Annotated in this window: 12 protein-coding genes; 4 read left to right on the forward strand and 8 right to left on the reverse strand. The window is 68.2% G+C overall.

Going from position 1 to position 19,623, the window contains the following annotated elements:
• Positions 1-3: 3 nt before the first annotated feature.
• The 4 genes from V9L21_RS10630 to V9L21_RS10645 form a co-directional block, all read right to left on the reverse strand.
• A complete protein-coding gene (locus V9L21_RS10630; protein ID WP_337311630.1) occupies positions 4-741 on the reverse strand; it encodes a thioesterase II family protein in 738 nt (245 codons plus the stop codon).
• Between the two features lie 5 nt (positions 742-746).
• Complete coding sequence (locus V9L21_RS10635; protein WP_337311632.1) at positions 747-998, reverse strand: MbtH family protein; 252 nt, start codon at positions 996-998, stop codon at positions 747-749.
• Positions 999-1,100: 102 nt separating this feature from the next.
• A complete protein-coding gene (locus V9L21_RS10640; RefSeq protein WP_337311634.1) occupies positions 1,101-1,328 on the reverse strand; it encodes a DUF4880 domain-containing protein in 228 nt (75 codons plus the stop codon).
• Between the two features lie 104 nt (positions 1,329-1,432).
• Entirely contained in the window at positions 1,433-1,978 is a 546-nt protein-coding gene (locus tag V9L21_RS10645; protein WP_337311635.1) for a sigma-70 family RNA polymerase sigma factor, read from the reverse strand.
• Positions 1,979-2,285: 307 nt separating this feature from the next.
• On the opposite strand from V9L21_RS10645, the gene V9L21_RS10650 reads away from it, so the two are divergent.
• Positions 2,286-3,131, forward strand: coding sequence for a plasmid replication/partition related protein (locus V9L21_RS10650; protein ID WP_337311637.1), 846 nt, complete (start codon positions 2,286-2,288; stop codon positions 3,129-3,131).
• Between the two features lie 33 nt (positions 3,132-3,164).
• Here the strand turns inward: V9L21_RS10650 and V9L21_RS10655 are convergent, their stop codons facing one another.
• Positions 3,165-4,118: a LysR family transcriptional regulator gene (locus tag V9L21_RS10655; protein ID WP_337311639.1), complete on the reverse strand. Its 954-nt coding sequence runs from the start codon at positions 4,116-4,118 to the stop codon at positions 3,165-3,167.
• A 71-nt stretch (positions 4,119-4,189) separates the two neighbouring features.
• On the opposite strand from V9L21_RS10655, the gene V9L21_RS10660 reads away from it, so the two are divergent.
• The 3 genes from V9L21_RS10660 to V9L21_RS10670 all read left to right on the forward strand — a co-directional run bounded on the left by V9L21_RS10660 (position 4,190) and on the right by V9L21_RS10670 (position 6,882).
• Complete coding sequence (locus V9L21_RS10660) at positions 4,190-5,332, forward strand: DSD1 family PLP-dependent enzyme (protein WP_337311641.1); 1,143 nt, start codon at positions 4,190-4,192, stop codon at positions 5,330-5,332.
• A gap of 11 nt (positions 5,333-5,343) precedes the next feature.
• Positions 5,344-5,730 carry a RidA family protein gene (locus V9L21_RS10665; RefSeq protein ID WP_337311643.1) on the forward strand — a complete coding sequence of 129 codons (387 nt, stop codon included), beginning with the start codon at positions 5,344-5,346 and terminating at the stop codon, positions 5,728-5,730.
• Between the two features lie 264 nt (positions 5,731-5,994).
• Positions 5,995-6,882 (forward strand): hypothetical protein, encoded by an 888-nt coding sequence (locus V9L21_RS10670; RefSeq protein WP_337311645.1) that lies wholly within the window; start codon positions 5,995-5,997, stop codon positions 6,880-6,882.
• 23 nt (positions 6,883-6,905) lie between these two features.
• On the opposite strand, the gene V9L21_RS10675 is transcribed toward V9L21_RS10670, so the two are convergent.
• The 3 genes from V9L21_RS10675 to V9L21_RS10685 all read right to left on the reverse strand — a co-directional run bounded on the left by V9L21_RS10675 (position 6,906) and on the right by V9L21_RS10685 (position 19,533).
• On the reverse strand, positions 6,906-7,148 hold the full coding sequence (locus V9L21_RS10675) for a hypothetical protein (RefSeq protein WP_337296806.1): 243 nt from the start codon (positions 7,146-7,148) through the stop codon (positions 6,906-6,908).
• A gap of 26 nt (positions 7,149-7,174) precedes the next feature.
• Entirely contained in the window at positions 7,175-11,422 is a 4,248-nt protein-coding gene (locus tag V9L21_RS10680; protein WP_337311647.1) for an OmpA family protein, read from the reverse strand.
• A 65-nt stretch (positions 11,423-11,487) separates the two neighbouring features.
• The gene (locus V9L21_RS10685; protein WP_337311649.1) at positions 11,488-19,533 is read right to left on the reverse strand and encodes an SdrD B-like domain-containing protein; all 8,046 of its coding nucleotides are present in this window, start codon (positions 19,531-19,533) and stop codon (positions 11,488-11,490) included.
• Positions 19,534-19,623: the final 90 nt, after the last annotated feature.

Here is a 19,623-nt window from a genome sequence, read left to right on the forward strand (position 1 = left end):
TGATCAGGCCAGGGCATGAGTCGCATGGCGATCTCCCGCGACGACCTGGCCGAGGCGCTGCGAGAGCGCAGCCAGAAAGGCCGCCTCTTGTTGCCGGATGAAGAAGTGGCCGCCGTCGAACCAGTCGAGCGTGAAGACGCCGCCCGCCTCGGCTGACCAGGCGTGAATGCGCTCGGCTTCGATGTCGTCGTCGCGCCCCGCAAACACATGCAGCGGCACCGGCAGCGGCGCTTCGTCCGCATGGCGAAAGCCTTCGCACACGCGGTAGTCGGCCCCGAGCACGTCGAGGGTGATGCGCATCAACTCCGCGCTGGCAAACACTTCTTCGGGCGTTCCGCCCTGCTTGCGCAGGTCGGCAATCAGCGACGCGTCGTCGGTCTTTCCGGCAAAGCGCGCAGGGTCACGCCGGCTGGGCGCCGAGCTGCCCGAGGCAAGAAGCGCCACGGGCAATTCGCGCCCCATCGCGCGCAGCCGGCATGCGATGCCGTAGGCCAGCAGCGCACCCATGCTGTGGCCGAAGATCGCGAAGTTGCCGCGCATGGCTTCGGCCTGCTCTGCGCAGACCTGCACAACGAGGCTGTCGAAATTGCGGAGCGGGCTTTCGGCCGAACGGCTCCCACGGCCGGGCAACTCCACCGGCACGACGCGGATCCAGCCCGGCAGCAGGCGGCGCCAGCGCAGGTACATCGTGGCGCTGGCACCCGCGCACGGCAGGCACAACAGCGAGACGCTCGTCTCCACGCGCGTCAACCGGCCGCAGGTTCGGTGGTCGGGTTTTGTTCTTGCCGCGCCATCCATTCGCGCAGCGACCGGGGCCGCATGTCGGTCCAGGTCTCTTCGACATAGGCAAGGGCGGTCTTCTTGTCGCCCTTGATGCCGTCGACCGCGGTCCACCCCTTTGGCACGGCCTTCCAGTGGGGCCAGATGGAATACTGGTCTTCGTGGTTGACCAGAACAATGAAGGTCTCGTCTTCGCGATCGAAGCAGCTCGTCGACATGGATGCGTCCTTATGCGGTTGAACAGGTTCTGGCGATCAGGCGGCCCGGCGGGCCTTCTGTTCGCTCCTCTGTTCAACAAGACGTTTCAGGACGCGATCTGTTCACTCCGCAGAAGCAGGGGGAGAAGCGGGCGGAGACTCAGGCGGTACAAGGCCCGCGAGCAGCCACAGGCGGGCCGCCTTGTCGTAGGCCTTGCGATGCAGGGGGTCGGCAACAAGCCAGGCCGTCATCTCGCTGCGCGCAGCGGCATCGAAGCTCTCGCGGTCGTACTCGCGCTGCACCCATTGCCATGCGGCGTTCCAGATGGGATCGTCCTGTTCTTGTGTCATGTGCGTGAAGATGTGTGGCATTGCGCGGCAGCACAATGCGTCGGCGCTAAGGCTTTTACCTTACACCAATCTCGCACGCGTTCAGGGCTTCAATTGCCCAGGGCTCAATCGTCGTCGAGCAGCCGGCCGCATTCCTTGATTGCTTGTGCCGCCTCGGCGATCAACCCGTTCACCAGCCCGAGCGCGCAACCCAGGCGCACTGCGATTTCGCGCTGCGTGAGGCCTTCGAGGCGATAGAGCTCGAACACCAGGCGTGTTCGCGCAGGCAGTGCGGCCAGCACCTTGTCGATCGCGTGAATGGCCTGGCGCTCGCGCATCAGGCGGTCGGGCGAAGGCGGGCCCGCCACGTCGAGCGCCTCGACGTCGACGTCGAAGGTGCGGTAGTTGGCTTCGACGGTATGCCGCCGGCAGCAGTCGAGCGCCACGTTGCGCACTACCTGGCAGCAATAGCCGATCGGCCGATCGGCCTTGCGCACGCAGGGGCCGTCGGTGATCTTCAGGTAGGCGTCCTGCAGCACGTCGTCGGCGAGTTCCGCGGTGCGCACGATCCGTCGCGCCACGCGCAGAAGCTGCGGACGGTTGGCAATGAAGACTTCGGCGAGCGTGGGCTCGGAAAGAGGCAACGCCATGTCGATGGGCTCTCTCATCATGCGAAGCGCACCTCTAAGCGCGCGAAAGAACGTCGACGAGGTTGAAGACACATGAACATGAGGGAGGTACTCCTGAATTGCTCAATACAAATGAGAATTATTACTACTTGTGGATACAAAAATGCCCCATTTCCCGATCCCTTCATGCTCCATACCCAGTAGACGTTCGAGCGCACCAAAGCGAGACAGCCGCGCGCCGGATTTAGCGCAACCAAACGTTCGGCGATGGTGGGCTGCTTGCATGACAGCCAGATGATCGCGTGCGGCCGCCAACTAGAATTCCGCCCCTTTCCCCGATCCCTGCCTCATGAACATCGTCGTCAACGAAGAACTCAAAGCCTATATAGATCCATTGACTCCGGAGGAGCACGAGGCGCTGGAGCGCAGCATCCTCACCGAGGGCTGCCGCGACGCGCTGGTGCTGTGGGGCGACGTGCTGGTGGACGGCCACAACCGCTACGGCATTTGCCAGAAGCACGGCCTGCCGTTCCAGACGGTGCAGAACATGCGCTTCAAGACCATCGAGGACGTGCACCTCTGGATGATCGACCAGCACCTGGGCCGGCGCAGCATCTCCGACTTTCTTCGCGGCGTACTGGCACTGCGAAAGAAGGACATCGTCGACGAGCGCCGCGCACGCGCAATGGCCGACACGGCGCCGTCCGACGACGGCGCGCCGTTCGATGCCGACCCACCCGCCGCCGGATCGTCCGCTGACGACGCGCCCGCCCTGCCCCCGCCCGCACCGCTGAGCAGCCGCGAAGCCATTGCACGCGCCGCGCGGCTCAGCAGCAACCAGGTGGTGATGATCGAGAAGATCCAGAAGCAGGCCGCGCCTGAATTGGTCGCAGCCGTGAAGTCGGGCGTCATTTCCATCAACACCGCGGCGGCGGTGGCCAGCCTGCCCGCTGAAGAGCAGGTTTCTGCCGCGAACGCGGGCAAGGACGAACTCAAGCAGGCCGCCAAGCGGGTTCGCGAAGCCAAGCGCAAGCCGCGCGAGGAGGCTGCGGAGTCGGCTGAATCGAACACGGCCGACCAGCCGGCAAAGGCCGACGCGCTCCTGCTGCTGGAGCAGCGCGTGGCAGAACTCACGGCCGAGAACGACGCCTTGCGCAAGCAGGTCGCCGAACTGCAGGCGCAGCTGGCGAGCTGATCAAAACGTGCCGGCTGCCTGCAGCCGGTTCTCTCAGCGCCGCTGAGCCGGCAGTTTTCCGAGCGATTCCTCAAAGAACTGAAGCAGCGCCTGGACGCGCGCCGTGCGGCCCTGCCGCGTGGGCACCAGCGCCGTCACGGGCGCACTGTCGAGCGCCCAATCGGGCAGCACCCGCACCAGGGTTCCGCGGGCAATCGACTCCGCGGCATCCCACTCGGACCGCAGCACCAGGCCAAGGCCCTGCTCGGCCCACTCGCGCGCCACGGTGCCGTCGTTCGAGGTGTAGCTGGGCACGATGCGCACCGTTTCGCGCGGCTTCTGCCGCCGCGCGGCATCGAGCACCTTTGCCTTGCCCGAAGCCTTTGCTACGGGCCGGTGGAAATGCCACAGCGTCACGTCTTCCTCGTTCTCGCGGATGCTGATGCAGCAGTGCTTCAGCAAGTCGCGCGGCTCGCTGGGCGTTCCGTGTGTGCGCAAGTAACCCGGGCTGGCGCACAGCCAGCGCTCATTGAAGGCGAGCGTGCGCGCAACCCACGACGAATCGCGCACCGTGCCAATGTGAATCACCACGTCCGAATCGTGCCGGTCGGGCCACGGCGTTTCCCTCAGGTCGAGCTGAAGGCCCAGCGAGGGATGCAGCCGCGCAAAGCGCGCGAGCATCGGCGCGATGCGCTGCCTTCCATAACCGAAGGGCGCCGCAATGCGCAGCGTGCCGGTCAAGCGGCGGTCGTTGCGCTGGAACGATTGCGGCAGAGCCTCGAGCCCCGCCAGCAACGCCGCCGCCTCGCGCGCAAAGCGCTCGCCCTCGGCCGTGAGGCTCAGGCGCCTTGCGGTGCGAACCGCCAGAGCGACATCGAGCGTGGCCTCCAGCTTGCGTAGCCGCATCGACAACGCGGGTGGCGTGACGTTCAACGCGCGCGCGGCCGCGCTCAGCGAAGGTGCTTGCGCGAGCGCTGCGGCAAGTTGCAGGTCTTCGATGCGGAGCATTCAGCTGTACTTAACGATTGTTGTAGTTTTATTAAACCACGCACGCCCCTCGAGTTACTACAGTCAGGCCCATGAACACACCATCGCAACTTGCCACGCTCGACACGCCGGCCGCCCTCATCGACCTGCCGCGCATGCAGCACAACATCGACCGCATGCAGGCGCGCATGAACGCGCTGTCCGTGCGTTTTCGCCCGCATGTGAAGACCACCAAGTGCACGCCGGTCGTGCGCGCCCAGCTGGCTGCGGGCGCGCAGGGCATCACCGTTTCCACGCTCAAGGAGGCGGAGCAGTTCTTCGCCGACGGCATCACAAACATCCTCTATGCGGTCGGCATGGCGCAGCACCGGCTGCCGCAGGCACTCGCGCTGCGCCGCAAGGGCTGCGACCTGAAGATCATCACGGACAGCCCGGCTTCGGCCGCGGCAATCGCCGAGTTCGGCCGTGTGCATGGCGAGGTGTTCGAGGTGTGGATCGAGATCGACACCGACGGCCACCGCTCCGGCATCAAGCCCGACGAAGCGGCGCTGCTCGAAGCAGGAAGCGCCTTGCACGCGGGCGGCATGCGGCTCGGCGGCGTGCTCACGCATGCGGGCTCCAGCTACGAACTCGACGCGCCCGAGGCATTGGCCGCCATGGCCGAGCAGGAGCGCGCGGGCTGCGTGCACGCGGCCGAGCGCCTGCGCGCCGCGGGCCTGCCCTGCCCGGTGGTCAGCGTCGGCTCCACGCCTACTGCGCTGCATGCGCAACAACTCGACGGCGTGACCGAAGTGCGCGCCGGCGTGTATGTGTTCTTCGATCTGGTGATGAAGAACATCGGCGTCTGCACAGCCGCGGACATTGCGCTGAGCGTGCTCACGACGGTGATCGGCCACCAGCCGGACAAGGGCTGGGCCATCGTCGACGCAGGCTGGATGGCGATGAGCCGCGACCGCGGCACGCAGAAGCAGAAGCGCGACTACGGCTACGGCCAGGTTTGCGGCGTTAATGGCGAACCGATCGACGGCTATGTGCTGAGCGGCGCCAACCAGGAGCACGGCATCCTCTCGCGCGAAGGCACGCCCGACACAGGCATTGCAACGCGCTTTCCCATCGGCACGCAGCTGCGCATACTACCCAACCACGCCTGCGCCACCGGCGCGCAGTTTCCGCAGTACCACGCGGTGGCGCAAGACGGAACACTCGCAACCTGGAGCCGGCTCCACGGCTGGTAAGAAAGAACCACATGAAAAACATCGTTCGACCCATCGCGCCCGACAACTTGGCCGCACCGGGCGGGCACTACAGCCACGCCACCGTGGCCAACGGCTTCGTCTTCGTCTCCGGCCAACTACCCATTGCGCCCGGCGGTGGCAAGCTGACCGAGGCCTCGTTCGAAGAGCAGACGCGCCAGGTGCTCGACAACGTGAAGGTCGCATTGGTTGCGGCGGGGAGCGGCATCGACCGCCTGGTGCAGGTTCGCGTCTACCTTGACGCCATCGAGAACTGGCCGGCGTTCAACACTCTGTATGCGGAATGGGCCGGCGATGCGCGCCCGGCCCGCGCCATCGTGCCGACGGGGCCATTGCACTTCGGGTTCAAGGTCGAGGTAGAAGCCGTCGCCTTGGCCTAGTTCAGGCACTCGAAGACGAAGCGCCGCCTTGTCTGCCAATGGCATACTGGAAGCGCCATGAAACACTCGCGAGATGCCCTCTCCGCGCCGTTCGGCCAACGGCGGAGTTCTCGCGGAAAAAGCCGGCGCAGTCCGTGGAAAGAAGCCCTTCTCTTCATTGGCTCCATGCTCGTTGCGGCCTCTCCTGCCGCAGCCCAGGCAACTGGTCCGAAAGAATGCCGCACGCCACGCAACGCAGACTTTCCCCGCCTCGATCGCATCCATGTGCGCGATGAGTTCCGCATCTTCTACACGCTGGATGGAGAGCATGCGTTGCCCGATACCCGCGACGCCAACCGCAACGGCGTGCCCGACAAGGTCGAGGACGTGGCCACGCAATTGGTGGTGGGGCGGCGCATCTTCTCCGAGGTGATGGGCCTCACGCATCCGATGCGCCAGGCCCGCAATGCGCGCACCGCATCGATCGACGTCTTTCTGCTCAAGATGGAGAAAGGGAACGGCCGTTCCTATGACGAAGCGACGAACTATCGCCTTGGCATTGATGGGCCCCAGGGGCACTGCGCATTGCGCATCGACCTGCTGAACAGCCATTCGAACCAGAACGTGTCGCCTGCGCACGAACTCTTCCACCAATACCAGTACGGCTACACCATGTTCAAGGCGCGCTGGCTCCTGGAGGGAACCGCGCGTTGGGCTGAATACGCATTGCGCGCCGGCGTGGGCGCGGAGCGGTCGCTGCCCGCCACCTTGCCGGCCCTGCAGGCGCAGGTGTTCGCCGAGAGTTACGCAGCCAGCGCAATGTGGAACCGTCTTGCATCGCTGCTGGACCCAGAGGGCGGGCTCGAGCTGCCGCCCGATCTGGCGCGTATTACCTATGTCGATGGCAGCCCGGTCGTCCGTGACAACCAGCTGCGCGGTGCGGCTTTCATGAAGGCGCTGTTCGAAGCGCTCGGTCCGCTGGACCGCCAGGTGTCGGCGCGAAATGGCTGGGCCGCTTTCGATTGGAAGGAGGAAGACCAGCGCTCGCCGGCACACGACGCAGAGATCTTCCGCGAGGTGCTGCAGGTGGTGCGTGCGCTGGCCAGGCGATCGGGCGCCGCCACCGCCGCGGAGATGCAAGCCTTCCTGGCGCTGCAGGCTACCCTGCCCTGACGGGCGCGGCCACCGCGGTTGCGCTAAGCCGCAAACCCGTATGCCGCGGCCTTGCGAAGCGCGAAATCGGTGATGTCCTGGCGGTAGGTTTCCTCGGGCCTTCGCCCCGCGGCGGCGCGCGCGGCAAAGTCCACAAGGAAGTCTTGCGCCCACTCCTCGTAGAGCTTGTAGCGTTGGCGGTTGTCGCCCGGATAGTGCCTGGGGACAAGCGCTTCCGCGATGTCCACCAGGGGCACGATCAGGTCGAACTCCTGTCGTTCATGCATGCACCGTTTCTCCTGTGACCGGTGCTTCAGAACTTGCCGAGCACGTTCAGGAACCATCCCTTGCTGCGATAGCTCATGTCGGTCAGGTTGTCGGAGTAGTCGGTGAAGTTGTAGCCCACACCCACCTTGAGGTTCTCGTTCACGTGGTAATAGGCGGCCGTGACCCAGCCGCTCTTGCGGTCCTTCAGCTCTTTGGCGCGCAGCGAGCGCCACTCGACCATCCAGTCCCAGTTGCGCACCAGCTTCCAGTCGACGCGCAGCACCGCCAGTTCGGCCGAGCTCTTGAACCACGGCGCCGAGTTGTCGCGGCTCGCGCGCAGTTCGCCGCGGCGCCATGCGTACTTGCCGCCGACGGTCCAGCGCTCGTTGATGTCGTAGGTGGCATCGATCGCGAAGACGTGGCTGCGCTGCTGGTAGTCGATGCCGGTGGTCGACACGGTGCCCAGGCTCGAATCGAGCCCGCCCGCCGACACCACCTGGCCCGGCGACGAGAGGTCGTACAGGTAGGTGTACTTGAAGAGCAGGTTGAGCCGGTCGTCCAGCGCCGGGCGCAGTGCGTAGCCGAGCATTGCCTCCGTGTACTTGGCCGCGGCCAGCGCGCCGGTGCTGCTGTCGCTGTCGGCCCAGTTGAACTTGCCGACCCAGCGCGCGTCGTCGTTCACCTTCCACGAGAACGAGTTCTTCACGAGCCAGCTGGTGCGCGCTTCCGCCGTGGTGCGGTCCTTGCGGTACTCGAGGCCGCCGCTGTACTTGAGGCGCTCGCTCGAGTAGCCGGCGGTCAAAGCCACCGCCTCGCGGCGCGTGGCGCCCAGGGTTTCGGCGCCGACCCAGCCATTCTCGAAGTTCACGCCCAAGGTCCAGTTCGTGTCGGGCGCGTATTGCACGCCGTAGGCATGCGTGAGGCCCGGCTGCGTGCCGGTGGCATGGCGGTGCTCGGTGAACAGGGTGAGCCCGTCGCCCACGCGCGAGCGCACGCCCGTCACCAGGCTGCCGCCGCGGCCGATCAGGTTCTCGTCGGTGCGGCCGGTGTCCGCCACGTAGGTCATGTAGAGGTTGGAACGGTCGTCGAACTGGTAGTCGACACCGGCCTTGCCCGCAAGGCCGCCGTCGCCGGTGGAGAGCTCGCCGCGCAGCGCGAGCTTGTCGCTGACGCGGTAGCGCCCGCCGAAACCCAGCCGATCGTTGTCCAGCCGCGTGCCGGTGCGCCGCAGCGTCTTCTGCGCAAAGCCGTACAGGCTCCAGCGGTCGTTGCCGGTGTATTCCAGCTGCACGGCGGCATCGGCGCGCTCGCCGGAGACCGCCTGCGTGCTCGGCAGCGAGGGGCTGGTGATGAGCGAGTCGCCGGTCTTGTCGTCATAGCGCATGCCGAGGCCCAGCTTCCAGTCGGGCGACAGGCGCAGGCCGTATTGCGCGTCGAGCACGCTGCTGTTGTAGCCGTCGCGTTCGTCGCGGCGGTCGGCCTTCAGGCGCAGCTCGCCGCCCTCGCCCTTTTCGCCGAAAGGCACGGCGGCCGACAGGCCGACCTGCCGCGTGGCGTTGCTGGCGTACTGGCCCGGTGCGGAGAAGCCTGCATCGCGCGACTGCGCATAGGCGCTGACGCGGCCGCCGCCCTTCATCTCGAAGTCGGCCAGGTCGGCTTGGCCTTCGAGGCGCCATGCGTTCGCATTGCCCGTGGGGCCGTTGCCAAGTGTCGTGCCCAGGGCGCCGCTGCGTCCGCTGAAGCTGAAGCCGCCGTCGAGCGAGTCGAGCTGCGCCGTGCCCGGACCCTTGCTGCGCGCGAACTCGCCCTTGAGGTAGGTGTTCTCGGTCTTGCGCAGCGTGATGTCCGCACCCGCCAGCCGCTGGTCGGCGCCGATCTGGTCTTGCCGCGACGCTGTCACGCCGACGCCCACGTGGTCGTTGGCCCACCACGAGACACGGCCGCCAATGGCCAGCGTGTCGAGCGAGCTCGCGATCGGCGTGTATTCGTAGTCCACCACCAGGAAGGTCGGCATGCCCGTGAGGCCGCCGGCGCGCACCAGCGAGCCGTCGTCCGACAGGCTGGGCAGCGGCGCGGAGAGCAGCACGCGGCCCTGCAGGTAGTCGATCTCGTAGTCGGAGCTGGGCACCAGCTGCGTGCGCTTGAGCACGAAGCCGGAGTCGCGGTCGCGGATTTCGATGTTCACGCGCTCAGCGCCGCGCGTGATGTCCTGGTTGCGCAGGTAGTACAGCGAGCCGCCGGTGCCGCGGAATTCTTCGCGCGCCGCCAGCGTGCCCGGCTCGGCCGCGAAGGTATCGATCTTGAGCCGAGCCTCGCCGAAGGAGGTCGATTCGTCGCCCAGGTAGCGGCCATGAAAACCGTAGAGCCCGCGGCTCACGCGGGTGAGTTCGGTGTCGCCGAAGTTGAGCTTGAAGTTTCCCCACATCGCCTGCGACCGGCCGTCGTCCACGCGCAGGTAGAAGCGGCCCTGCGTGGGCGCGTCCTCGATGGTGGTGGAGTCGTCGCCGAAAGTGGTCCACGAATCTTCGGGGTCGAAGCGGCGGAACAGCGAGGTCGGATCCTTGCGGTCGAGGTTGCGGAACAGGTCCTTGAGCGGACGCTCCTCGGTGTCGACGCTGGCCGTGAGCGTCCAGCGGTCGTTGAGCTGGCCCTTGGCATAGCCCGCGATGCGGCCTTCGCTCCAGCCGCCACCGCCGTAGCGGTTCTTGTCGTTGGTCATGATCGCCGCCGGGCCGCTCACGCTGTTGCTGCCCACCGTCAGGTCGGCCTGGCCCACGAAGAACCAGTCGCTCGCGGGCAGGTCGAAGTCGCGGCGGTACGAGCGCGTGGCGCCCTGCGCATCGGTGACTGCAATTTCGCCGGTCTGCACGCGGCGCGGCACGAGCTGCTGGAACACGAAGCGGCCGTTGTCGTCCACCGGCACGGCAAAGCCGAGGGCGCGCACTTTTTCGCCGGGGCGAATGGCCGCGCCGCTGGCGGTGACGGTGCCGGCCGCCAGCGGAATGTTGGCAATGGCGATGTTGTTCTGGCCGTAGGCGCGCAGCAGTTCGCGCGCCGGATCGGGCGTGGTCGTTTCGGGCGCGTGGCGCTCGGCCACGGTGAGCGAAAGATCGTCCGTCTCGTCGAACCGGCCTTGCCGGTCGTACACGCGCAAGCGGTAGTAGAGCTTGCCGCCGGCGCCATCGGCCAAGCGGTCGAGCAGGCCCGCGGGCGCCTGCCATTCGCCGCGCATCGCGGTGTCCAGAGGCAGCGTGGCGAGCAGGCGGCGCTGCATCACGTCGTTGGCCGTGAAGATGCGCAGCTCGGCCTTGGCGGTGAACAGCAGGTAGTTGCTGTAGCCCGCAAAGCGCACGGTGTCGCCGGCCACCACGGTGGTGGGCCAGGCGGCGGCGCTCAGGCGGCGCGGCTGCGAGAGGTTGTCGTACTGCAGGCGCAGCTGGTTGCGTTCGAGCTGCACGTCGACGCAGCGCTGGCGGTCGGCGCTGGTGGCGCCCTCGCCGCCGGGCGCAGCGGCGCCCTTGCCGTCGAGCAACTGGCCGTCCACGCTCAGGCGCAGCGGCGCATCGTCGGTGCCAATGGCGGTGAAGGTGCGGCACACGCCGGGGTCGGCCGGCGCCGCGGCGGGCGCACTCGCCACAGCGGGCGCCGCATCGGTCCAGTACACGCGCACTTCGACGCGCCGGTTGGCGGGCCAGTTGAGGGGATCGGACGCAGGCGCCGCAACGGGTTCGTCAGGGCCGCGGGAGCTTGCAGCCGCCGCGGATTCAGGCAGGCCAAGGCGCCCTGTGAGGTAGCGCGCCACCTGCTGCGCACGTGCCAGTCCCAGGGCGTGGTTGTCGGCAAAACGCTCTCGCGACCTGGCGCTCAGCGGCTGCGCGTCGGTATGGCCCACTATCTCGAAGCGCAGCCTTTCGCGGCCCTTCACCAGGCCCGCGATGCGGTCGAGCTGCGCCCGGTCCGCCGACGCCAGTAGATCGGAGCCCGACGCGAACTGCGGCGTCTCGGTTTCGCTGCGCTCCGTGGCCGCGGGGGCGGCCGGTGCGGCAACAGTGGCCGGGGTCGTCGCCGCCGGCTCGCGTGCATCGCCGAGCACGAAGGTGGCCTTGGGCAGCTCGCGCTCGCCGCTGCGCGGCAGGTGGCGCGTGCCGTCGATGTCCACCGCGCGCGGGTCGGCCGCGGCATGGTCGAGCATGCGGCCGCGCACGGCGGTTTCCTGTGCCGCGGCAAGCCCCATGGCCATGCAGGCTGCGGTGACGGCGCCCGCAAGGGCGATACGCTTCGGAAGCTTTCTCATATCGGCTCGCTTGAACGGGTTCTTCGGTGTCAGGTGGCTTTTCATGGCGTTCACTCGTTCTCGCGTCATGGCTTCACCGCGGGCGTGGCGGCGGGCACCAGCTCGACTTCGATGTCCAGGTTGAAGAGCGGCGGCTCCTTGCGGCTTTCGCGCTGCTCGCCCAGCTGCTTCCAGCGCGAGAGCACGGCGGCCTTGACCGCGTCGGTGCGCTGGCGGCCGAGCGATTCGGCTTCGCCGGGCGCGGCCTTGTAGGCCAGGCGCAGCACCGAGGCCTTCTCGGCCAGCACGTTCACCGTGCGGTCGAGCTCGGGCACGAAGCCGGCGCGCAGCGCGGCGGCGCCGTCTTCGAACGCAGCGCCCTGCAGCGCGAGCCGCACGACGCGGTGCACCGTGGCGCCGAAGTTCACCTTCAGCACCTTGCCGCGTGTGGCGCGCTCGGCGGCCGGGTTCTCGCTGGTGGTGCGGTAGCCCGAAGGCAGCGTGCGGTCGTCGAGCTTGACCACCAGGTTGCTGCCGGTGCCTTCCTTCGGAATGGCGGCGCAGGCAATGTGGTAGCGGCCCTCGGCATCGGTGGTTACCAGCACGCCGTTCACGGTGGCGATGCGCACGTTGGCCAGGCCGGGCTCGCCTTCGTCCTGGTAGCCGTTGGCGTTCTTGTCGTCGTAGACCTTGCCGATCACGTCGGTGCAGTCGAAGAGCGCATCGGGCACCACGCGCACGGTGGCGGTGGCCAGGTTCGACAGCACGCGGCCGCCCACGCCCTGCGTGGCGATGACCTGGTTGACGAACTCGCCCTCGCCCACGCCGACTCCCACGCCCGCGACCATCAGGTATTCCTTGGTCTCGTTGGGCGCGAAGTTCTGGCCGGGCACCACGACCTGGCGGCCGTTGATTTGCGGCACCACCGGCAGCGCCACGCCGCCCGGCATGGTGCGCACGGTGAGCGAGCCCTGCACGTAGCGGAAGCCCGGCGGCAGCGTGTCGACCACGGCCACGCCCGGCACGGGGTTGCCACGGGTGTTGCGCGCCGTGATGCGGTAAGGCAGCAGTTCGCCCTTCTTCACCGTCAGCTTCGAGCTGGTCTTGCGCAACTCGATGAGCGTGGCGTCCGACGGGTCGAGCGGAATGTTGTTGGCCACCACGTGCTGGCCGCCGCCGCCGGGCATCTGGAACGCCAGGTAGTAGCCGGCGCCGGGCACCAGCCCCGCGCCCGGGCTCACCACGCAGGGGTTGCTCTGCGCGGGTGCGGGTCCGTTCGCCGGTGCGGAACACGACTGCGTGCCCAGCCCGCCCGCCGCCGGCGGGTAGATGGACGACGGCAGGTAGCTGCCCGGCGGCGTAACCGCCAGGCGGTACTCGCCCGCCGGTGCGCCCGGCAGCACGAAGAAGTCGTAGTAGCCGTTGGGGCCGGTGGTGTAGGTGTCGCGGCCGTCGAGCAGATGCTGTGCCGGGTCGAAGCCCGGCGGGCCGACCAGGCGCACCACGGCGCCGGGCACGGGCGTGCCGCTCACGCTGTCGTACACCACGCCACCCGGGTCGTACGGCAGGTCTTGCCGCTGCACGTTGGCGCCGGCGTTCACGCGCACCTTGATCGAGAAGCGCGGATCGCTCGCGGCCGGCGTGGGGTAAGGGCCGCCCGCGCCGTTCTGCGCCGCATCGGTGGGCCACACGCCGCCGACGGTGCGGCCGTCGGGCGAGCGGAAGCGCACGCGGTATTCGCCCGGCGTGAGGTCGCCGAAGCGGTAGCTGCCGTCCGCGCCCGTGGTCACGGTGTAGAGCACGGTGGCCGCGGTTTCCGGACAGGCATTGCCGCCATCGGCGCAGCGCATCAGCTCCACGGTCCAGCCTTCGCCCTGGCCTTCGCCGCTTTCGCGGCCGCGGTTGTGGTTCTGGTCGAACCACACGGTGCCGGTCAGCGAAGCAGGCAGGTTGTTGTGCTCGTTGAAGTCGTAGCCCGTGCCGTTGGCCGCCAGCGTGGTGAAGTTCACGCGGATCTGGTTGGTGCCCTGCGCCGAGCCGCCGAGCGTGCCGGGAATGGCAATGCCCTCGTCGTAGCCGCTGGGCTGCGTCTCGGTGACGGTGTAGCCGCCGGTACCGGGCAACGGCAGGCCGGCCAACTCGTAGCGGCCGTCGGGGCCGGTCACGGCGGTGCGTGTGACAGGGTTGCCCGCGGCGTCGGTGCCGGTGAGCGTGATGGTCACGCCGGCAATCGGAAGGTCTTGCGGTTCGCGCGTTCCGTTGCGGTTCGCGTCGTTGTAGACGGTGCCCGCAAGGGATGCGCCGCGCTCGCCGAAGTTGTAGTCGTCGCCGTTGCCGCCGCGGTACATGATGCCGGAGAGCACGTCGTTGCCGGGCTTGCCGACGGCCGTGCCGTCGAGCGTGCCGACCGCGTCCAGGCCGTCCGCAAACGTGACGGGTTGCGTCTCGCGCAGGGTGTAGCCGGTGGCATCGGCCGGCAGCAGGCCGGTGAAGACATAGCGGCCGTTCGCGTCGGTCACCACAGTGGCGTTCACCGCCAGCCCGCTGGCCGAGCGGCCGGTGAGCGTGACGCTGACGCCGGGAATGCCCGGCTCGCCCGCCTGGCGAACGCCGTCGTTGTTGCTGTCGACGTAGACCCAGCCCGCGATCTGCCCGCCGCGCTCGCCGAAGTTGTAGTCAATGCCTGCGTCTTCCGATGCGAGCACGAGAGCGCCGAAGCGGTCGTTCACGTTGCCGGGGTTCAACGTGCCGCGCGGCGCGCCGCCCACGGTGCCGAGCGACTCGGGGCCGTCGGCCACGCCGTCGGGTTGCGTCTCGTCCAGTTGGTAGGTGCCGGGCAGCAGCTTGTCGACCAAGTAGCGGCCGTCGGCGGCGGCTTGCACCGTCTGAGTGACTGCGTTGCCGAGGAAGTCGGTGCCGGTCACTCGCACCGTGGTGCCCGCAATGCCGGGCTCCGCGGTGTCGCGGGTGCCGTTCGACGGTGCGACGTCGGCATACACGTAGCCGGACACGCTGGCCGGGCGCACGGCCGAGAAGTTGTTGGCGGCCGAACCCGCACCCGCCGCGGCGAGCACGATATTCTGGATGACGTTGGCATTGGAGCCGTTGGGCCCGTTCAGCACGCCGTTGCCGGCCGTGGGCACGGAACCCGGTGTGCTGCCGGCCCCGCTCACATTGCCGGCGCGCGTGATGCCGGGTTCGTAGCCCGCGGGCCGCGTCTCCGTCACCGTGTAGGTGCCGGGCGCGAGGTTCGCGAAGTTGTAGTCGCCGCTGGCGTCGGTGGTGGTGGTGCGCGTCACCGGCTGGCCGTTGACGTCCGTGCCCGTGAGCGTGATGGTCACGCCCGCAATGCCGGGTTCGGTGGCCGGTGCGCCCTGCACGCCGCTGCCGTCGCGGTCGTAGTACACGCGGCCCGAGATGCCCGCGGGCAGCAGCTCGCCGAAGTAGTACTCGCCCTGCGTGAGCGGCGGATTGGTGCCGGCCACGGTCACGCCCGTGATGCTGTTGCCGCCGCCCTGCGCCGCGCCGGGTTGGCCGTTTGCGTTGGCCTTGCCCGGTGCGTAGTTGGCGGGCTGCGTTTCGGTGATGGTGTAGCCGCCGGGCGCCGAGGGCGGTACGTTGCGGAACTCGTAGCTGCCGTCCGGGCCCGAGGGCACGGCGACGATGTTGACCGGGTTGCCTGCGGCGTCAGTGCCGGTGAGGCGCAATTCCACAGTAGGAATGCCCGTGTCGCCCGCCTGCGGCACGCCGTCGTTGTTGCCGTCGACGAACACGCGCACCGGAATGCGGGTGAGCAGTTCGCCGAAGTCGTAGCCCGTGCCGTTCACGTTCGAGCGCAATGCGATGGCGCTCACCACGTCGTTGCCCGCGGTGCCTCCGGCCGTGCCGGCCGCATCGCTGCCATCCGCGAAGGCGGCGGGCTGCGTCTCGGTCACCACATAGCTGCCGGGCAGGAGATTGTTGAAGGCGTAGTTGCCGGTACCGCTGGCCGTGGTGGCCGTGGTCGACACCGGGTTGCCGAACATGTCGGTGCCGGTGAGCGTGACTGTCACGCCCGCAATACCGGGATCGCCAGCGCTCGCAGCGTTGTTGTAGTCGGCATCGCGGTACACGCGGCCGGCAAGGCTCGCCGGGCGCACTTCGCCGAAGTTGTTGCTGGTCGAAGTGCCGCCCGCGCCGAGCACGATGCTGTCGATGCGGTTGGCATTGGAGCCGTTAGGCCCGTTCGAGGTGCCCGCCGGCACGGTGCCGGCGGTGCTGCCCGCGCCCGTCACGCCGCCTGCGCGGGTGATGCCCGGCTGGTAAGCGGCGGGCTGGTCCTCGGCCACGCTGTAGGTGCCCGCAGGCACGGTGAAGCTCCAGCTGCCGTCGGTGGCCGTGGTGGTGGTCAGCGAGACGGCGTTGCCCAGGCTGTCGGTGCCGGTCAGGCGCATCGTGACGCCGGCGATGCCGGGTTCGCCGTTATCGATCTGGCCGTCGCCGTCCAGGTCTTCATAAACGCGGCCGCTCAGCGCGCTGCTCTGCACGGTGATGCTGCCCTGGTTGAAGTTGTTGCCCGCGTTCGGATCGGAACCGCCGTTGGTGTCGCCCGAGCCGGTGGTCACCAGGTGCGCGCGGTTGGTGAACGGCGTGCCGTTGGCGGGCGTGCTGCCCGTGGTCGTGCGCACCGGAATGCGCACTGTTGCCGTGCCGTTGGCCGGCATCGAAGTGATGGCGCAGCTCACGCTGGTGCCGCCCGCGCTGCCCGTGCAGGTGGGAGCCGCGGGCGTGAAGGTGCCGCCAGTTACCGAGAAGACCGGCGTACCCGTCAGCGCCAGGCCCGTGGGCAGCGTGTCGGTAAAGCTCGTGGTCTCGGCACTGTCGGGACCGTTGTTGCGCAGCTGCACGAGCCAGTCGAAGCCCTGGCCGATGGCCACGGTGGCAAGCGGCGTTGCGGTGCCCGTTGAAACGGCGGTCTTGGAGACCACCTCCACGTCGGCCTTGAAGCGGAACGTGGTGTTCTCGGCCACCGTGTTATTGCCCTGGCTGGTGTCGAAGGCATTGCGCGAGGCATCCACGAAGTCGACCGCCGCGCGGTTCTGGAAGGTGCCGCGCGAAACGCCGCGCAGGACCACCTGGAGTTGCAGCGTGTTCGGCTCGCCCGTGGCCCCTGTGCCGGTTCCGCCAATCGCCGGGATCGTGAACACGATCTGTCCGCCGGACGACCCGACCGCGGGTGTCGTGACGCCGACTCCGGCCGGCGCGCTGGCCGACACAAACGTGGGCGCCGGCTCACCGTTGGTTCCCGCGGTGGGCAGGTTGTCGATGAGCCGCACTCCCTCGGCGGTCGAGGCGCTGTTGTTCGAGACCGTGATCGTGTAGGTGACGTCGTCGCCCACGTTCACCGGATCGACGTCGTCGCGTTTGGTCACCACCAGGTCGTACACGGGCGCAACCACGCTGGCACCGGCCGCTGCCTGGTTGTTGGTGGCATTGCCTTCCGGCGTGGTGGTGCTGACGGCGACGTTGTTGGTAATGGTGGTGCCGTTGATCGCATAGAGCGGGCGCACCTCCACCGTGACCGTCTGCTGCTCGTTGCGCACGAGCGAACTCCAGGTGCACACGAGCTGGTTGTTGCCAGGGCCCGTCGGCTGCGTGGCATTGGGCGGGGGCGTGCAGCTGCCGCCGTTCGAGGCGATGGCCCTGATGAACATCAGGCCCGACGGCAGGGTGTCGGTCACCTGCACGTTGTAGGCGCGGCTGAAGCTGTCCTCCTGAACGGACCGGTTGCGCGCGGTAAGGGTGTAGGTGAGCACCTGCCCGACGGGCACCGAGCCCGGGCTTGCGGTCTTGGTCACCGTCACATCGGCCACGGCATTGAAGAAGCCGGTGGCGGAGCCGCTGTTGGTCACGCCCGCGTCGTCGAGCACGGGGTCAGCCGGCATGGCTGCGATGGCGCTGGCCTTGTTGGCGATCTGGAAGGTGTTGTCGGCAGCCGAAGCGCCGTCGCCGAAGTGCTGAGCCTGCACGCTGATTACCGGGCACAGCGGCACCGCCGACACGGGGTCCGTGCTCGCACGGCATACCGGCAGCTGGGTGATGTTGCAGTTCGCAAGCGATGTGTCGCCCGCGCCGCCCGATGGTGCGGGCAAGGCGCAACTGCCGGCAAAGGTCGCGGCATTGGCGGTCTGCGACACCGTAGGCGTGCCCACCACCTGCAAGAAGCGATCGCTGACCGCGACGTTCTGCGCCACCGAGGGGCCGCTGTTGACGACCTCGATCTCCCAGGTGATCGCCTGCCCCGCGGTCTGGCGGTTGCCCGTGCTGTTGCCGATGCCCACCACGCGCTTCAGAACTTTGACGTCGGCATAGTTGGCGCTGTCGTCAACGCCGGTGCCCAGGTTCACGCAGTCGTTGCCGGTGTTGGCGTCGGGGTCCGCACCTGCAGTGGGCGCACTCGCGGGCAGCGCCACGTTCACGCACATGCTGTTGACGATGGGGGCGTTGCCCGCCGGCACCGCGGGGATCGTGACGTTCACCGTCACGAAGCCGGCATTGCGCGCGCTGCCGCCGTTCGAGGTGTCCACCGGGATGTCGGAAACCAGCGTGCGCGTGCAGTTCACCGTGGCAGGCCCATCGACCGGCGCCGCAACGGTGGAACCGCCCTTGGTGATCGTGCAGGCATAGCTCCCCGCACCGACGCTGTTGATGCGCACGCCGGCCGGCAAGTCGTCGACCAGGTTGACAGTGCTGCCCGCCAGGAGGCGCGTGCCGCCCAGGTTGGTGGCGCCCACCTGGTAGTCGAACGGCTGGTTGATCGGCACGTTGTTCTGCGGCCAGCCGCGGCGTTTGTCGGCGCGGAAGTCGGTGGCGGAATTCGCCACGTTGGCGGGCACGCTGCCGGTGGCCGATGTCGCCACCGGGCCGGCGGCGTTCACGGTCGCTTCGTTGACAACGCCCGTGCCGGCGGCCGTGGCAATGACGGGAACGACGATGTTGCCGAGCGACTGGTTGGCACCGCCTGCACCGCCGATGTCGGTGCGCGTGCAGCTCACTGTCTGGCCGGAGACCGAGCAGGTCCAACCGCTGGCCGCGGTGACCGAACCGTTGATCTGGAAGTTGGCCGGCAACGTATCGGTCACCGTCACGCCCGTGGGCGCGCTGCCGCTGTAGCGCGGCGTCAACGTGAAGTTGAAGCGCTGGCCCACGAGCAGTTGGCCGCCATCGTGGGCCTTGGTCATCGAGAGCACTGTGCCCGCGGTGACGGTGGTGTTGGCGGTGGCGTTGTTGTTGGCCGGCACGCCGTCGTCGATCGAGCCCGCAGGTGCAATCGCAGGCTGGTGCGTGATGGTGGAGCCCGCGGCCCCGGTGACCACGCCGTTGACGGTGATCGTGCGGCTGCCGTTGAGCGAGAGCCCCGCGACGTTGCAGGTCAGCTGGCTGCCGGCAATCGAGCAGCCCGAAGGCAGGCCGCTGCCCGAGACCGACAGGCCCGTTGGAATGTTGTAGGTCAGCGTCGAGCCCGAGCTGGCATCAGGCCCGTTGTTGGTGAGCGTGAAGGCGATCGGCACCGTCGCGCCGCTGGAGGCGGTGGCAGGTGCCGTGATGACCACGGCCACGTCGGCGCCCTGGTTGACGGTGATCGTCTTGGTTTCGCTCGCGCCGCCGCCCGCCGGCGTTGCGGTAACGCTCAGCGTGCCCTGCGAGACCGTGCGCAGCCGCAGTTCGAAATCGCGCGTCTGGTTGGCCGCGAGCGTGATACCCGAGCAGGTGACCGTGCCGGGCCCGGCCTCGCCCACATTGACGGTCGAGCTGCAGCTGCCGACCGGCACGGCGCCCGTGCCCATGTAGATGCTGTTGACCGGGATGGTGTAGGTGAACGAGGTACCCGGCGCGCCGATCGGCAGGCTGTCGGTCTCGGCGACGGTCACAGTGCTGGTCACCGTGCCGCCCGCGGGAACGATGTTGGGCACGTGCACCAGGCTGGAAACCTGCGGTATCGCATGGGCGGCCGTGGCAAGCAGCAAGCTCGCGAGCGGAACGGCGATGAACGCCGGCATCCGCGCCATGCGCCTGCGCACGGCCTTCCGCGCAAGCTTGAAGAAATCGCTCGGCGCTTTCGCGCCCGACAAGATCGTTGGGGTGTTGGGCATCCCGTCCCTCGTAATGGCTCTGATGGCCCTGGCACCGTGCGTTCTGGCGCCGCGGAATGCGGCGCAGGTGTCCAGGAAAGAGCGCGATTC

The organism is Variovorax sp. CCNWLW235 (assembly GCF_037204085.1).
In the GTDB taxonomy this organism is placed as follows: domain Bacteria; phylum Pseudomonadota; class Gammaproteobacteria; order Burkholderiales; family Burkholderiaceae_C; genus Variovorax.

Bases quoted from the DNA above. Each gene is read 5' to 3' on its own strand.
- V9L21_RS10675 (WP_337296806.1), bottom strand. From the start codon at position 7,148: ATGCATGAACGACAGGAGTTCGACCTGATCGTGCCCCTGGTGGACATC.
- V9L21_RS10665 (WP_337311643.1), top strand. From the start codon at position 5,344: ATGAAAAACATCGTTCGACCCATCGCGCCCGACAACTTGGCCGCACCG.
- V9L21_RS10655 (WP_337311639.1), bottom strand. From the start codon at position 4,118: ATGCTCCGCATCGAAGACCTGCAACTTGCCGCAGCGCTCGCGCAAGCA.
- V9L21_RS10685 (WP_337311649.1), bottom strand. From the start codon at position 19,533: ATGCCCAACACCCCAACGATCTTGTCGGGCGCGAAAGCGCCGAGCGAT.
- V9L21_RS10660 (WP_337311641.1), top strand. From the start codon at position 4,190: ATGAACACACCATCGCAACTTGCCACGCTCGACACGCCGGCCGCCCTC.
- V9L21_RS10635 (WP_337311632.1), bottom strand. From the start codon at position 998: ATGTCGACGAGCTGCTTCGATCGCGAAGACGAGACCTTCATTGTTCTG.
- V9L21_RS10650 (WP_337311637.1), top strand. From the start codon at position 2,286: ATGAACATCGTCGTCAACGAAGAACTCAAAGCCTATATAGATCCATTG.
- V9L21_RS10645 (WP_337311635.1), bottom strand. From the start codon at position 1,978: ATGATGAGAGAGCCCATCGACATGGCGTTGCCTCTTTCCGAGCCCACG.
- V9L21_RS10640 (WP_337311634.1), bottom strand. From the start codon at position 1,328: ATGACACAAGAACAGGACGATCCCATCTGGAACGCCGCATGGCAATGG.
- V9L21_RS10680 (WP_337311647.1), bottom strand. From the start codon at position 11,422: ATGAGAAAGCTTCCGAAGCGTATCGCCCTTGCGGGCGCCGTCACCGCA.